The sequence below is a fragment of the Bradyrhizobium altum genome, assembly GCF_020889705.1.
In the GTDB taxonomy this organism is placed as follows: Bacteria; Pseudomonadota; Alphaproteobacteria; order Rhizobiales; family Xanthobacteraceae; genus Bradyrhizobium; species Bradyrhizobium altum.
The window spans coordinates 1-14,211 of the sequence record NZ_JACMYP010000228.1; the positions used below are offsets into that span (position 1 = coordinate 1).

Sequence of the window (14,211 nt, forward strand, 5' to 3'; positions counted from 1 at the left end):
TCGTCTCTTCGGCGAGCCTCGAAGGATGAACGGCCCGGACGGTGGCCGTGCATCCTTCGAGGCTCGCTCTGCTCGCACCTCAGGATGACGGTGATAGAAATGCTTGGACGTCTCAATAACACCGCGACGCCACGAACGCGTGGACGCGGTTGTCGCCGAGCACGTGGGCCATGAAGCCGGGCGATCCGAAAATCCGCGCGAACGCGGCGTCGCGGATGCTCAGGCCCCCGGTGTAGGCGCCGAACGCCGGCATCACCGCGCGCTCGCCGTCGGAGGCGAAACAACGGCGCTCGATCGAGCGGCCGCGAGTCGGCACCCGCGCCTTGGGGTGGAGGTGCCCGGCGATCTCGCCGGCAGCGCCAGTCGGCTCATGGCGGAACACAATCGGGCCGATCGCGACCTCGGTCGCGACCACGCCGCCGAGATTAGGCGGCAGCGCCGGATCGTGGTTGCCCGAGATCCAGATCCAGTTGCGCCGCATCTGCAGCGCCGCGAGCGCCTCGCGGTCCGGCTCCGACAAGCGCGCATGCGCATCGCGATCGTGAAAGCTGTCGCCGAGCGCGATCACCTGCCGCGGATCGTGCCGCGCGATCACAGCGGCAAGCCGGCTCAACGTCGCCGCCGTGTCGTAGGGCGGCAGCAACACGCCGCGGCTGGCGAAACTCGAGCCCTTCTCCAGATGCAGGTCGGACACCACGAGCAGGCTCCGCTCTTCCCAAAACAGCGCGCCGGAGAAATCCGCCACGAAGCCGACATCCGCCACCGTGACCCTCGAAACGCGCATGTCGTCACCGTCTCGCAAAGCTAGCGCGCTTGCCGCCACGTGCTGTTCCCCAAAATACCAGCGTTATGTCATCGCCTCCCGCACGAGTTCCTCGGCCGCCTCGGCCAGAAGCTCGTCGGATGCTTCGCCATAAACTGACTCGCGGCCGATTTCCAGCAGCGCGGGCACGGCAAGCGGAGAAACGTGGTCGAGATCCTTGTGGGTGATTCGGCCGTGGATGCGCGCAAGCATGTCGCTGAGGCGGCGGAGATCGAGCAATCCTGTGGCGGCATCGCCGCGCGCGGCGCGCAGCAGCACGTGATCGGCCTGGTGTTTGCGCAGCACGTCGTAGATCAAATCGGTCGAGAACAGCACCTGGCGGCGCGACTTCTCCTCGTCGGTGAAGCGGCGCGCGATCAGGCCGGAGATGATGGCGCAGTTGCGGAAGGTGCGCTTCATCAGCGCGGATTCCGCGAGCCATGCCTCGAGATCGTCGCCGAGCATGTCGGGGTCGAACAGCGCGTTGAGATCGAGCTTGCCGTGCCGGATCATGAAGGAGAGATCGCCGACGCCCCAGACCGCGAGCGCGTATTCATTGGCGACGAAGCCGAGCGGACGGGCGCGGACGCGCTCCAGCCGGCGCGTCAGCAGCATGCCGAGCGTCTGATGCGCGAGCCGGCCCTCGAAGGGATAGCAAACCAGGTAATGGCTGCCGCCGCGCGGAAAGGTTTCCACCAGCAGCTCGCGCGCTGCCGGGACGCGTGAGAATTTTCGCTGCAGCGACAGCCAGTCGTGCACCTGGTCCGGCAAACCGTTCCAGGCCCGGCTGTTGTCGAGCAGTTTGCGGACGCGTTCGGCGAGATAGGTCGACAGCGGGAACTTGCCGCCCATATAGGACGGCACTTTTGCATCTTTGTCATTGGCGCGGGAGACATAGACCTGGTCTTCAACCAAGGCCTCGTAGCGCACCACCTCACCACCAAAGACAAACGTGTCGGCGGGCACGAGACCCTCGATGAAGACCTCCTCGATCTCGCCGAGCATCCGGCCGCCGCGGGCGATCGCGCCGGTCGAACCGCTACCGCCGGCCCGCGAACGCACCAGCCGCACCTTCAGCATGGTCTCCTCGACGATGGTGCCGACGTTGAGGCGGTAGCTCTGCCGCACCTTCGGATTGGTGACGCGCCAGCGGCCCTGCTTGTCCTGCTTGATGCGCGCGAAACGCTCATAGGTTTTCAGCGCGTAGCCGCCGGTCGCGACGAAGTCGACCACATCGTCGAAATCGGTTCGCGCCAACGACGCATAGGGTGCCGCGGTCCTGACCTCATCGTAGAGCTCGTCGGACAGGAACGGCTTGCCGCAGGCGCAGCCGAGCACGTGCTGGGCCAGCACGTCGAGCGCGCCCGAGCGCAAGGGCGGCGTGTCCTGCGCATTCTCGGCGATGGCGTCGATTGCGACACGGCATTCCAGCACCTCGAAGCGGTTGGCCGGCACCAGCACGGCGCGCGAGGCCTCGTCGAAGCGGTGGTTGGCACGACCGATCCGCTGCATCAGCCGCGACGAGCCCTTGGGCGCACCGATATTGATGACGAGATCGACATCGCCCCAGTCGACGCCGAGGTCGAGCGAGGAGGTGCAGACCACGCCGCGCAAGCGGCCCGCGGCCATCGCATCCTCGACCTTGCGGCGCTGCGCGACGTCGAGCGAGCCGTGATGCAGCGCGATCGCGAGCCCGTCGTCGTTCATGCGCCACAGATCCTGGAACAGCATCTCGGCCTGGCTGCGGGTGTTGACGAACACCAGCGTGGTCTTGTTGCGCTTGATCAGCTCATAGACCTCGGGCAGCGCGTGGCGCGCACTGTGGCCCGACCACGGCAGCCGCTCCCGCGTGTCGAGCATCTCGACCACCGGCGGCGCGGCGCCACCGGCGATCACGACGTCGGCGGACACGCTCTCGCCGCCAGGCTGCGGCACCAGGAAACGCGCGAGCTGCTCCGGCTCGGCCACTGTCGCCGACAGACCGATCGCGCGCGCCTGCGGCGCGATGGTCCAGAGCCGTGCGAGACCGAGCGACAGCAGATCGCCGCGCTTGGAGGTGACCAGCGCATGCAGCTCGTCGAGCACGATGCGTTTCAGCGAGGAGAACAGGAAAGGCGCGTCGTCGGAGGCGAGCAGCAGCGCAAGTTGCTCCGGCGTGGTGAGCAGAATGTCCGGCGGATAACGCCGCTGCCGCTGTCGCCGCGACACCGGCGTGTCGCCGGTACGGGTCTCGATCTTGATCGGCAGCCCCATCTCGGCAACCGGCGTCTCCAGGTTGCGCGCGATGTCGACCGCGAGCGCTTTCAGCGGCGAGATGTAGAGCGTATGCAGCCCGCCGCTGCGGCGAACGCCGCGGCCGGTGGAGATGAGGTTGGGGCGGATTATCGCCGGTTCAATTTTGCCGCTTGCGAGGTCGTCAGGCTCCCTCCCCCTAAAAGGGGGAGAGTTGGGGTGGGGGTCAGCCGCGCTGTCGCGCGCCTGTTCGCGCCGACCTCCCCCTTTCAGGCGGAGGTGAGAATTCTTGCCCTGCCCTTCCCCACTCAATTCCACCAGCGTCGGCAGGAACCCCGCCAGCGTCTTGCCCGCACCCGTAGGCGCAATCAGCAGCGCGGAGCGTTCCTCGTGCGCCTTCGCCAGCAGCGCGAGCTGATGCTCGCGCGGCGACCAGCCGCGTGAGGCGAACCAGTCGCGAAACCGGCGCGGCAAGAGATCGGCCGTTTCCGACGGCGTGACGGAAAAGAGATCGAGCGTCGACACGCCCAAGAGGTAAGCGGTTCAGCGGGTTTCGTCGAGGGCAGGACGGAATGGCGGCAGGTGGCAGGGGCGATCATCTCGCTCTGTGGGCTGCGAAGCGCCCGGAAGTCACCTCGCCCCGCCTGCGGGGAGAGGTCGGATCGCATCGCCAGATGCGATCCGGGTGAGGGGGTACAGGTCTCCACGCGTGCACCGCCTGGTGGAGAGAAGCCCCTCACTCCGCCCTCTCCCCGCAAGAGCGGGGCGAGGGAGACGATAGTGCAGCGCAAGCCCTACTCCGTCATCGGCTCGCCCAAGAGATCCCAGTCCTTGCCGTTGAAGATCGAGACATAGAGCGTCTTCATCGGCGTGTAGTCGTCGGGCGTATAGCTGTAATTGATGCCGTCGAGGAAATAGGGCGAGTGGAAGCCGGCCAGCGTGGTGGCGTGCTTCAGCACGTTGGCGCGGGTCAAATCGTCGCCGCAGCGGCGCAGGATTTCACCCATCGTCGCCGCCTGGCCGTAGCCGGCGAAGGCGATGGTGTTGTCGGGATCGATGTTCGGCAGGTACTTCTTGCGCAGCTCCTCGAACGCGACCACATCCGCATCCTTCTCGTAGCGGGGCACGCCGACTTCCTTGTTGTAGCGGATCGCGACGATGTCCTTGGCGTTCTCGAGGCCCGCGGCGCTCAGGATCGAGCGGCCGGTCGAGCCTGCCGACAACAGCTGCAACGGCTTCCAGCCGAGCTCGGCCACCTTGCGGATCGACTGCGACGTCGCCTTGCCGGTGGTGATGTTGTAGAACACGTCGGCGCCCGATTTCGACAGATTGATGAGCTGGGAATCGACCGTCGGATCGGTGAGATCGTAGGTCTGCTCCATGATCACCTGTGCCTTGCCGCCGGCATCGGCCAGCACCTTCTTGAACGGGCCGAGGAAGTCGCGGCCGAAATCATCATTCTGGTAGAGGATGCCGATCCTGGCGTTCGGCTTCACGCTGACGACGTGTTTCGCCAGGATGCGGGCTTCGGTCGGATAGAGCGGCAGGCCCGCCATGGTCCATTTGAAATTCTTCGGGTCGTTCCATTTCGAGGCGCCGGTGTTGAGCAGCAGTTGCGGCACACCCTTGGAATTGAGATATTTGTGCACGGAGGTCTGCGGCGCGGTGCCGAGCGAGCCATAGAGCGCCAGCACCTCTTCCTGCTCGACCAGGCGGCGCGTCGCCTCGACGCATTTCGGCGCGCTGTAGGCGTCGTCCATAGTGAGGAATTTCACCTTGCGGCCGTTGATGCCGCCCTTGTCGTTCAGCATCTGGAAATAGGCTTCGCCGACCCGGCCGAGCACGCCATAGAGCGAGCCGGGGCCGGAATGCGGCACGGTCTGGCCGAGCTTGATCTCGGTGTCGCTCGCACCCGGATCGTACTTCTTGTCGGCGGCCCGGACGAACGGCGCAGGCAGCACGGACGCAGCGATCACGGACAATGCGGTGGCGCCGAACTCGCGCCGCGTATGTTTTTTCATTGTGTCTCTCCCTGAGGCGAAAAGCTCTCGCATTCCGCCCCGCGCCGGGCAAGCGCGAAGTCACGGCTTTGCGGCGCAATGCCGCGTCACGGCAAATGTGTAGCGTGTAGACTCAAGTTTGAGTGCGGCAGATGACCATGCACCCCTTGTGGGAGAGGGTGGCGAAATCGAGCGGAGCGAGATGTAGCCGGGTGAGGGGTCTGTCTCCGCGGATGCAGACCCCTCATCCGGCGCTTCGCGCCACCTTCTCCCACAAGGGGAGAAGGTCAAGCGGTCACGGCTTGACGGCGACGGCGACAAGCCCAGGCGCCGGGATGTTGTCTTCATTGCGCGCCGAGAGATCGTCGAGCAGAGCCAGCGTCAGCCCCGCGGCGTCAACCGAGGCGCGCACGTAGGCTGCACTATGGGCGTAGCGCAGCCCCTCGCCGAGGATGACGCCCTCGCCGTCATGGGTCTCGGTGGTGAAGGCGAGCACGCCGCCCGCCACCAGCACGCGCGCAGCCTCGGCAAGCACGGGCGCGAGATCGGCGACATAAACCATCGCATCCGCGGCAAGGATCAATTCAGCACTGGCGTCCGGCTTGCCCGAGATGCCCTTCAGCATGTCGTCGACCTCGAGCTCGGCATAGAGTCCCGTGGCGCGCGACTTGTCGATCATGCGCGGCGACAGGTCGATGCCGATGAAGCGATCGACGTGCTGCGCGAATGCTGCAGCCGCCAGTCCGGTGCCGCAGCCGAGATCGATCGCGCGCTTGAAGAACGCCGGCTTCTTCGCAGAGGCGCGCACCGACAGCACCGCCTTGAACAGCAGCGCCGGCCCGCGATAGCCGAGATCGCCGACCAGCGCGGCCTCGAAGCGCGGCGCATATTGATCGAACAATGTCTGCACATAGCCCGGCGACATCGCGCTGATGGCCTCGACGCCGAGCTGCATCAGATGCAGGCCGGCGCCGTGTCGGTCCTCCGGATCGGCGTCGCGCGCGGCGCGGAAGGCTGCGATCGCCGCATCGCGCTGGCCGAGCTCGAGGCGGATCTTGCCCAGCGTGTACCAGGCCGACGGGAATTTCGGCACCAGCTCGATTGCCTGTTCGAGCAGCTCGGCGGCAGCCGGCAGATCGCCCTTCAATTGCAGGTCGCGCGCGAACTCGTAGCGGCGGTCGGCAACGAGGTCGCCGGAGGACAGAAACAGGCGGGGGGCCATTTTTTCTTACGGAACCGATCTTGGCCAAGTCTGGCCGTCCATTAAAACACGGACTTTTTCCGGAGATGGAAGCGCGGGTCAAGCCCGCGGATGACGGCTAAACATCGCGGATCGAGCGCCTATATAGGGACAATGCGCCCGCAAGACATCCTGATGCCCGTCCCGGCCGGGCTTTGCTGCAAGCCCGGCGGCTTCCACATCGATCCTGTCAGGCCGGTCGAGCGGGCACTCATCACGCATGGCCATTCCGACCATGCGCGGGCGGGCCATGGTGCCGTGCTCGCGACCCAGGAAACGCTCGACATGATGCGGCTGCGCTACGGCGAGAACTTTGCCGGCACGACGCAGGCGGTCGCTTACGGCGAGGAGATCAGGTTCGGCGACGTCACGGTGACGTTTCATCCCGCCGGCCACGTGCTGGGCTCGGCCCAGATATCCGTCACCTGCAAGGATAGAAGGATCGTCGCCTCCGGCGACTACAAGGACGCGCGCGACCCGACCTGCGCGCCGTTCGAGCTGGTGTCGTGCGACGTCTTCATCACGGAGGCGACCTTTGGCCTGCCGGTGTTCCGTCATGGCGATGCCGCCGACGAGGTGAAGAAACTGCTGGCCTCAGTAAAACTGTTTCCGGAGCGCGCGCACCTGGTCGGCGCCTATTCGCTCGGCAAGGCGCAGCGCGTGATCGCACTGCTGCGCGAGGCCGGCTACGACGCGCCGATCTATCTGCACGGCGCGATGGAGAAGATCACCAATTATTATCAGGAGCGCGGCATTCCGCTCGGCGAACTCCGGCCGGCGCGCGGCATGAAGAAGGCCGAGCTCGCCGGCACCATCACGCTGGCGCCGCCGAGCGCGACCTCCGATGTCTGGACGCGGCGTTTTCCCGATCCGGTCACGGCTTTTGCGTCGGGCTGGATGCGCGTGCGCGCTCGCGCCCGGCAGGGCGGCATCGAGCTGCCGTTAGTGATCTCGGATCATGCCGACTGGGACGGGCTGACGGCGACGATCGCGGCTACCGGCGCCGGCGAGATCTGGGTCACCCACGGCCAGGAAGACGCGCTGGTGCATTGGTGCAAAAGCAAGGGCCTTGCCGCGCGGCCGCTCGATCTGGTCGGCTATGGCGACGAGGACGAGGGCGAGACGGCGGCGGTCACCGGCGAGGCAGAGCCCACCGGCGGGGCGAAAGCATGAACCGCTTTGCCGAGCTGCTCGACCGCCTCGCCTACGAGCCGGGCCGCAACAACAAGATCAAGCTGCTCGTTGCCTATTTCCGCGAGACCGAGGATCCCGACCGCGGCTACGCGCTGGCGGCACTGACCGGTGCGCTGTCGTTCAAGCACGCCAAGCCGGGCTTGATCCGCGACCTGATCACCGAACGCACCGACCCGGTGCTGTTCGGCTATTCCTATGATTACGTCGGCGATCTCTCCGAAACCGTCGCGCTGATGTGGCCGAAGGCGGAGCTGCCAGGCCACAACAACCCGCCGCCTCCCACCCTCACCGACGTCGTCACCACGCTGCGCACGCTCGGCAAGGCCGAACTGCCGGCACAGCTGGCGCGCTGGCTGGACGAGCTCGACGAGACCGGACGCTGGGCGCTGCTGAAACTCGTCACCGGCGCAATGCGGATCGGGATCTCGGCGCGGCTCGCGAAGACCGCGGCGGCGGCGCTCGGCGACAAGGACCCGCACGAGATCGAGCTGATGTGGCCGGGCCTGTCGCCGCCTTATCTCGAATTGTTCGCCTGGCTCGAAGGCCGCGGCGACAAGCCGGTCAACCTCGATCCAACGCCGTTCCGCCCGGTGATGCTGGCGCATGCGATCGAGGATAGCGATTTCGTCAATCTCGACGCCGCCGATTTCAGCGCGGAATGGAAGTGGGACGGCATCCGCGTGCAGGCTGTCGCCGGCCGCGACGCGCGCGGCCATATCCAGGCGCGGCTCTATTCGCGCACCGGTGAGGACATCACCGGCAGCTTCCCCGACCTCGTGCCGTCGCTGCATCTGCAAGATACTCTAGATCTGAAGCATGATGACTCCCGAAAACCGCTTCACACTTTTCGGCATCATGCTTCATTCGCGATCGACGGCGAATTGCTGGTGCTGCGCGACGGTCGCGTGCAGACCTTCAACGTGTTGCAGCAGCGGCTGAACCGCAAGGTTGTCTCTCCGAAGCTGATCAAGGAATTTCCGATCCACTTACGCGCCTACGACCTGCTCGGCGACGGCGAAAACGATCTGCGCGAGCTGCCTTTCACCGAACGCCGCGCGCATCTCGAAGCCTTCGTCGCCAAGCTGAACGATCCGCGCATCGATCTGTCGCCGACGATCCCGTTCGCGAGCTGGGAAGATCTGGCCGCGGCGCGCGCCGATCCGAAGAGCGCGGGCGCCGGCGACGATGCCGACGCGGTCGAAGGCGTGATGCTGAAGCGGCGCGACGCGCCCTACCTGCCGGGACGGCCGAAGGGCCCGTGGTGGAAGTGGAAGCGCGATCCGCACATCATCGATGCCGTGCTGATGTATGCCCAGCGCGGCCACGGCAAGCGCTCGTCCTATTATTCCGACTACACGTTCGGCGTCTGGACCCGTGGCGATGCCGGCGATGAACTGGTGCCGGTCGGCAAGGCCTATTTCGGCTTCACCGACGAGGAACTGCTGCAGATCGATCGCTTCGTCCGCCGCAACACCACCGAGAAGTTCGGCCCGGTGCGGCATGTCGTGCACGAGCCGGATCAGGGGCTGGTGCTGGAAGTCGCCTTCGAGGGCTTGCAGCGCTCGCCGCGTCACAAATCGGGCGTCGCGATGCGTTTTCCCCGGATCAGCCGCCTGCGCTGGGACAAGCCGCCGCGCGAAGCCGACCGGCTGGAGACACTTGAACGGATGTTAATCTCCATGACAGGAAGTTAAACCCGAAGCGTGCATGGCAACCATTGATCGCGGCTCACGGGTTTCCCATGTGCTGCGCCGTGACCTATAATGCGGGCGATTCCGCGGGAGACAGCAATGCCAGACAACATCCGGGACTTGCCGGCCGGCCAGAGCCAGAGTGACGGCCTGTACCGCTTTCTCGGCGGATCGCCGCTCTCGGTGGCGTTCCGGCTGATTCTGCTCTCGATCCTGGTCGGCGTCGTGCTCGCCGCGATCGGCCTCGATCCGTGGAATATCCTCAACAGCGTCCGCAGGCTGTTCCAGACCATCTGGGATTTCGGCTTCGATGCGATCAACTGGGCGTGGCGCTACTTCCTGCTCGGCGCCGTGATCGTGATCCCGATCTGGCTGTTGTCGCGGCTGTTCGGCGCGCCGCGCGGCCGCTGATCCCAAAGGAAAGCTCGCAGCCGATGCAATTGCGATTTGTCGGCTGCGGCGATGCATTCGGCTCCGGGGGCCGCTTCAACACCTGCTTCCATGTCAGCGGCGAGCGCGTCAATTTCCTGATCGATTGCGGCGCCTCCTCGCTGCCAGCGCTGAAGCGGCTCGAGATCGACCGCGACGCGATCGACCTGATCCTGATCACGCATTTCCACGGCGATCATTTTGCCGGCCTGCCGTTCTTCCTGCTCGACGCGCAATTCTCTCGCCGCACCCGGCCGCTCGTGATCGCCGGGCCCGAAGGCATCGAGACGAAATTGCCAGAGGTGATGGAGGTGATGTTCGAGCATTCCTCCAAAACCAGACAACGCTTCGATCTGTCCGTCGTCACGCTCGCACCGCCGGAGCGGCGCAGCTTCGGCGAGGTGAGCGTGACGCCCTATCCTGTTGTGCATGGCGAATCCGGCGGGCCATTCCTCGCCTATCGCGTCGAGGCGGAAGGCCGCGTCGTCAGCTACAGCGCCGACACCGAGTGGACCGATGCGCTGATCCCGGCCGCGCAGAACGCCGACCTCTTCGTCACTGAGGCCTATACCTACGACAAGATGGTCAAGAACCATCTCAGCCTGAAAACGCTGGAGGCGCATTTGCCGGCCATCAACGCCAGGCGCGTGGTGCTGACCCATATGAGCGACGACATGCTCAGCCGCGTCGACAACCTGCCGTACACGGCGGCGAGCGACGGCATGGTCGTGGTGTTCTGACCATGCAATGCCTTGTCGGCGGCCCCTCCGCCACCGCATTGCTCTGAGTACAATTCCGGCATGGTCGCCCGACGGATGTCGCGATAGAAACGCCTATTCCTTGCAACTGTAGCCATGCACGCACCCATCCACCCAAAGATCACGACACGCCAGGTGTTCGCCATCGCCGGTCCCGCGATGGTCGCCAACCTGACCACGCCATTGATCGGCATCGTCTCGACCACGGCGATCGGCCGGCTCGACGATGCCGCGCTGCTCGGCGGGGTCGCGATGGCCTCGGTGATCTTCGACTGCCTGTTCTGGCTGTTCGCCTTCCTGCGCATGAGCACGCTGGCCTTCACCGCGCAGGCGCAGGGCGCGGGCGAGCCGCAGGAATATGCCGCGATCCTGGTGCGCGGCTTCATGGTCGCCGGCCTGATCGGCGCCGCGCTGATCGCGCTGCAGCTGCCGCTGGCCGCAGTCACATTCCAGCTGATGGGCGGCAGCGAAGGCGTCACGCGCGCGGCCAAGAGCTATTTCATGATCCGGATCTGGTCGGCGCCGCTGGCGCTCGCCAATTATGTCATCCTGGGCTGGCTGGTCGGGCAGGCGCGCGCCAATCTGGCGCTGGCGCTGCAGATCGTGATCAACCTGATCAACATGGCGGCCACCGTGCTGCTGGTGCAGGTCTACGGCACCGGCATCGCCGGTGCCGCGATCGCCGCCGTGCTTGCCGAGACATCCGGCTTCGCCGTCGGCATCGTCGTGGCATGGCGGATCTCGCAAGGCGGCTTTGCCGTTCCTGCGGCCACGCTGTTCGACCGCGCCAAGCTGATGCGCATGCTGGCCGTCAACCGCGACATCATGGTCCGCACCGCGGCGCTGATCGTCGTGTTCCTGTTCTTCACCGCCAAGGGGGCGCGCGAAGTCGACGTGACGCTGGCGGCGAATTCGGTGCTGAACAATTTCCTGCTGGTGAGCGCCTTCTTCCTCGACGGCCTCGCCAACGCCGCCCAGCAGCTCTGCGGCCGCGCCTTCGGCGCACGCGATGCTCGCGGCTTTGCCGATTCGACCCGGCTGGTGCTGCTGTGGGGTGTCGCCTTTGCGCTGGTTGTCTCGGTGCTGTTCGCGCTGTTCGGACCGGCGCTGATCAACTTGATGACGACGAGCGAGGACGTGCGCCGCTATGCGCGCGAGTTCCTGGTGTTCGTGATCCTGGCGCCTCTGCCCGGCGTGTTCGCCTTCGGCTTCGACGGCATCTATGTCGGCGCGACCTGGGCGCGCGAGATGCGCAATTTGATGCTGGCCTCGCTCGCGATCTTCCTCGCCAGTTGGTGGGCACTCAGCTCGTTCGGCAACACCGGGCTGTGGATCGCGCTGCTCGGCTTCTACGTGGCGCGCGGTGGCCTGCAGGGCCTGCGCTATCCGGCGCTGCTGAGGAAGTCGTTCAAGACTGCGTAGCTCCGTAGCCCGGATGAAGCGAAGCGAAATCCGGGGACCCTATCCGCGTTAACACTGTCCCGGATTGCGCTTCGCTTCATCCGGGCTACAGCCCTACCTCACCGGCCAATCCTCGGCCGTGATGGTCGCAGCATCAGCCCCGACGATTTCCGACAGCGAGTCGCGGCCGGTCCGCAGCAAGGTCGAGGACAGATCGCGCTTGATGTCGTCGACCAGGCCGATGCCCTTGTAGACCAGCGAGGAATAGAGCTGGATCAGGCTGGCCCCGGCGCGGATCTTGGTCAGCGCTGCGCCGCCGGAATCGATGCCGCCGACGCCGATCAACGGAAATGCGCCTTCGACGCGGACATAGGTCTCGGCGACCATCCGCGTCGAGAGGCGGAACAGCGGACGGCCCGACAGACCGCCCTGCTCCCTGGCCCGGTTCTCCTCGCGCAAGGTCGAGGGACGCGCCAGCGTGGTGTTGGCGACGATCATGCCGTCGACGCGCCGCGAGCGCGCGATATGCACGACGTCGTCGAGTTCGGCGAGGCTCAGATCCGGTGCGATCTTCAGCAGCACCGGCGAATCGCCGGCGTTCTTGCGCACGCGCTCGCGGGTATCGATGACCCGCGCCAGCAGATCGTCGAGCGCCGCCGATTGCTGCAGATTGCGCAGGCCCGGCGTATTCGGCGACGAGACGTTGACGGTGAAATAGCTCGCGACCGGGGCAAAGGTCTCGATCAGCTTCACATAGTCGGCGACGCGGTCGGTAGAATCCTTGTTGGCCCCGACATTGACCCCGATGATGCCGCCGCCGCTGGCGCGCGCGGCGAGCCGGCGCAGCACGGCTTCCGCGCCGTCATTGTTGAAGCCCATGCGGTTGATGACGGCCTCGTCGCGCTCGAGGCGAAACAGCCGCGGCCGCGGGTTGCCGGCTTGCGGCTTCGGCGTCACCGAGCCGATCTCGACAAAGCCGAAACCAAGCCGCAGCAGCGCGTCGGGCACCTCGGCGCTCTTGTCGAAACCCGCCGCCATGCCGATCGGGTTCGGAAAATTCAGCCCGAAGGCGCGCACCGCGAGCTTGGGATCATCCGGCCGCTGCCGGATCGGCGGCAGCAGCCTCAAGCCCTGGATCGCCATGCGATGGGCATCTTCAGGATCGAACCAGCGCAGCAGCGGCAGCGAGAAGGCGTCGAAGGCGCGGATCACGGCTTGAGCTCCGGAACGTCGTGGCCGCCGTCGGAGCGTGCGCGAAGGCTGAGGATTTCGGTGACCGCGCCGAGGTCGAGTTCGCCATAGAGATGCGGGAACAGTTCGTCATTGCGCGAGCGTTCCCAGCGCAAGGTGTCGCCGAGCGCATCGGCATCGACCGCGACCAGGAACAGGCCGGTTTGCCCGTGATAGTGCTTGCGCACGGTCTCGGCCACCTGGGAGGCGGTAGAAAAATGGATGAAGCCGTCGCGATTGTCGTCCGCACTGCCCCGGTAGACGCCCTGCCGCTCGGCCTCGCGCCAGGCCGAAGCGGGAGTGATTTTGTAGATCATGGGCACGGCCCGGCCTTCCCTTTTGTCCTTGAGTCTCTTGGGGTTTTATCCGGATTTGAGGGGAAATGCCCCAGACGCCATATGGCGAGCGAGGGACCGTATCGGCGGCAGCGGCGCAACTCAAGCGGTGCCGGGACACATCCGACGGCAGATTTGCGGAAACGCCAGGTTTCAGGTAATAATTCCTACCATCCGGGGTGTCCTCGATGGCCAAACAGTCCAAAGCCGCCCGACCGCTGACCCACGCGCAGGTCTGGGCCGCGCTCGATCGGCTCGCCGAACGCGCCGGCCTGTCGCCGTCCGGCCTTGCCAAGCAGTCCGGTCTCGACCCCACCACCTTCAACAAGTCCAAGCGCGTGACCGGCGACGGGCGCGAGCGCTGGCCGTCGACTGAGTCGCTCTCCAAGGCGCTGGCCGCGAGCAATGCCAGCATGGAGACCTTCGTGCAGCTGCTCGGTGATGGCCCGCGCGCCGGCCAGTCGGTGCCGTTGCTCGGCTTCGCGCAGGCCGGCGCCGGCGGCTATTTCGACGACTCTGGCTTTCCCGCCGGCAGGGGCTGGGATGAAGTGGCGCTGCCGGCGACCACCGACGAGCACGCCTATGCACTGGAGATCGAGGGCGACTCGATGAAGCCGGCCTATCGCGAAGGTGACATCATCGTGGTGTCACCCGCGACCGCGATCCGCCGCGGCGACCGCGTCGTGGTGCGCACCACCGGCGGCGAGGTGATGGTGAAGGAACTGAAGCGACGCACCGGCAAGGTGCTGGAACTCGCATCGCTCAATCCGGAGCATCCCGACCGCATGCTCGATGCCGAGGAGGTCACGTGGATCGCGCGCGTCGTGTGGGCGAGCCAGTAGGCTGGGGCGATTAAGTCGCCACAAAACCAGTGTCGTCCCGGCGAAGGCCGGGACCCA

The 14,211-nt window shown here is 65.9% G+C and carries 12 protein-coding genes; 6 read left to right on the forward strand and 6 right to left on the reverse strand.

Translation table 11 applies throughout. From position 1 onward, the window contains the following. Window positions 1-112 precede the first annotated feature (112 nt). From pdeM to H8B02_RS36475, 4 genes are all read right to left on the reverse strand, one after another. Window positions 113-784, reverse strand: coding sequence for a ligase-associated DNA damage response endonuclease PdeM (pdeM, locus tag H8B02_RS36460; RefSeq protein ID WP_229170647.1), 672 nt, complete (start codon window positions 782-784; stop codon window positions 113-115). 63 nt (window positions 785-847) lie between these two features. Next, entirely contained in the window at window positions 848-3,559 is a 2,712-nt protein-coding gene (locus tag H8B02_RS36465) for a ligase-associated DNA damage response DEXH box helicase (RefSeq protein ID WP_229170658.1), read from the reverse strand. 269 nt (window positions 3,560-3,828) lie between these two features. Further along, entirely contained in the window at window positions 3,829-5,055 is a 1,227-nt protein-coding gene (locus H8B02_RS36470) for an ABC transporter substrate-binding protein (RefSeq protein ID WP_229170648.1), read from the reverse strand. A gap of 274 nt (window positions 5,056-5,329) precedes the next feature. Further along, window positions 5,330-6,256, reverse strand: a complete 927-nt coding sequence (locus H8B02_RS36475; RefSeq protein WP_229170649.1) for a methyltransferase domain-containing protein — start codon at window positions 6,254-6,256, stop codon at window positions 5,330-5,332. Window positions 6,257-6,388: 132 nt separating this feature from the next. Here H8B02_RS36475 and H8B02_RS36480 point away from each other — a divergent pair, with 132 nt between their 5' ends. The 5 genes from H8B02_RS36480 (at window position 6,389) to H8B02_RS36500 (ending at window position 11,768) form a co-directional block, all read left to right on the forward strand. Beyond that, on the forward strand, window positions 6,389-7,447 hold the full coding sequence (locus H8B02_RS36480) for a ligase-associated DNA damage response exonuclease (protein WP_229170650.1): 1,059 nt from the start codon (window positions 6,389-6,391) through the stop codon (window positions 7,445-7,447). Next, entirely contained in the window at window positions 7,444-9,162 is a 1,719-nt protein-coding gene (locus H8B02_RS36485) for an ATP-dependent DNA ligase (protein ID WP_229170651.1), read from the forward strand. The genes H8B02_RS36480 and H8B02_RS36485 overlap by 4 nt, the downstream gene beginning before the upstream one ends. A 96-nt stretch (window positions 9,163-9,258) precedes the next feature. Continuing rightward, the gene (locus H8B02_RS36490) at window positions 9,259-9,570 is read left to right on the forward strand and encodes a DUF6460 domain-containing protein (RefSeq protein WP_229170652.1); all 312 of its coding nucleotides are present in this window, start codon (window positions 9,259-9,261) and stop codon (window positions 9,568-9,570) included. 23 nt (window positions 9,571-9,593) lie between these two features. After that, window positions 9,594-10,328 (forward strand): MBL fold metallo-hydrolase, encoded by a 735-nt coding sequence (locus tag H8B02_RS36495; RefSeq protein ID WP_229170653.1) that lies wholly within the window; start codon window positions 9,594-9,596, stop codon window positions 10,326-10,328. A 114-nt stretch (window positions 10,329-10,442) separates the two neighbouring features. Further along, window positions 10,443-11,768 (forward strand): MATE family efflux transporter, encoded by a 1,326-nt coding sequence (locus H8B02_RS36500; RefSeq protein ID WP_229170654.1) that lies wholly within the window; start codon window positions 10,443-10,445, stop codon window positions 11,766-11,768. A 93-nt stretch (window positions 11,769-11,861) separates the two neighbouring features. Here the strand turns inward: H8B02_RS36500 and H8B02_RS36505 are convergent, their stop codons facing one another. Further along, window positions 11,862-12,959: a quinone-dependent dihydroorotate dehydrogenase gene (locus tag H8B02_RS36505; protein WP_229170655.1), complete on the reverse strand. Its 1,098-nt coding sequence runs from the start codon at window positions 12,957-12,959 to the stop codon at window positions 11,862-11,864. Continuing rightward, window positions 12,956-13,300: a DUF952 domain-containing protein gene (locus H8B02_RS36510; protein WP_229170656.1), complete on the reverse strand. Its 345-nt coding sequence runs from the start codon at window positions 13,298-13,300 to the stop codon at window positions 12,956-12,958. Before H8B02_RS36510 ends, H8B02_RS36505 begins: the two co-directional genes overlap by 4 nt. Before the next feature lie 200 nt (window positions 13,301-13,500). Between H8B02_RS36510 and H8B02_RS36515 the strand changes: the two genes are divergently transcribed. Further along, a complete protein-coding gene (locus tag H8B02_RS36515) occupies window positions 13,501-14,154 on the forward strand; it encodes a S24 family peptidase (RefSeq protein WP_229170657.1) in 654 nt (217 codons plus the stop codon). The last annotated feature ends 57 nt before the right edge of the window (window positions 14,155-14,211 follow it).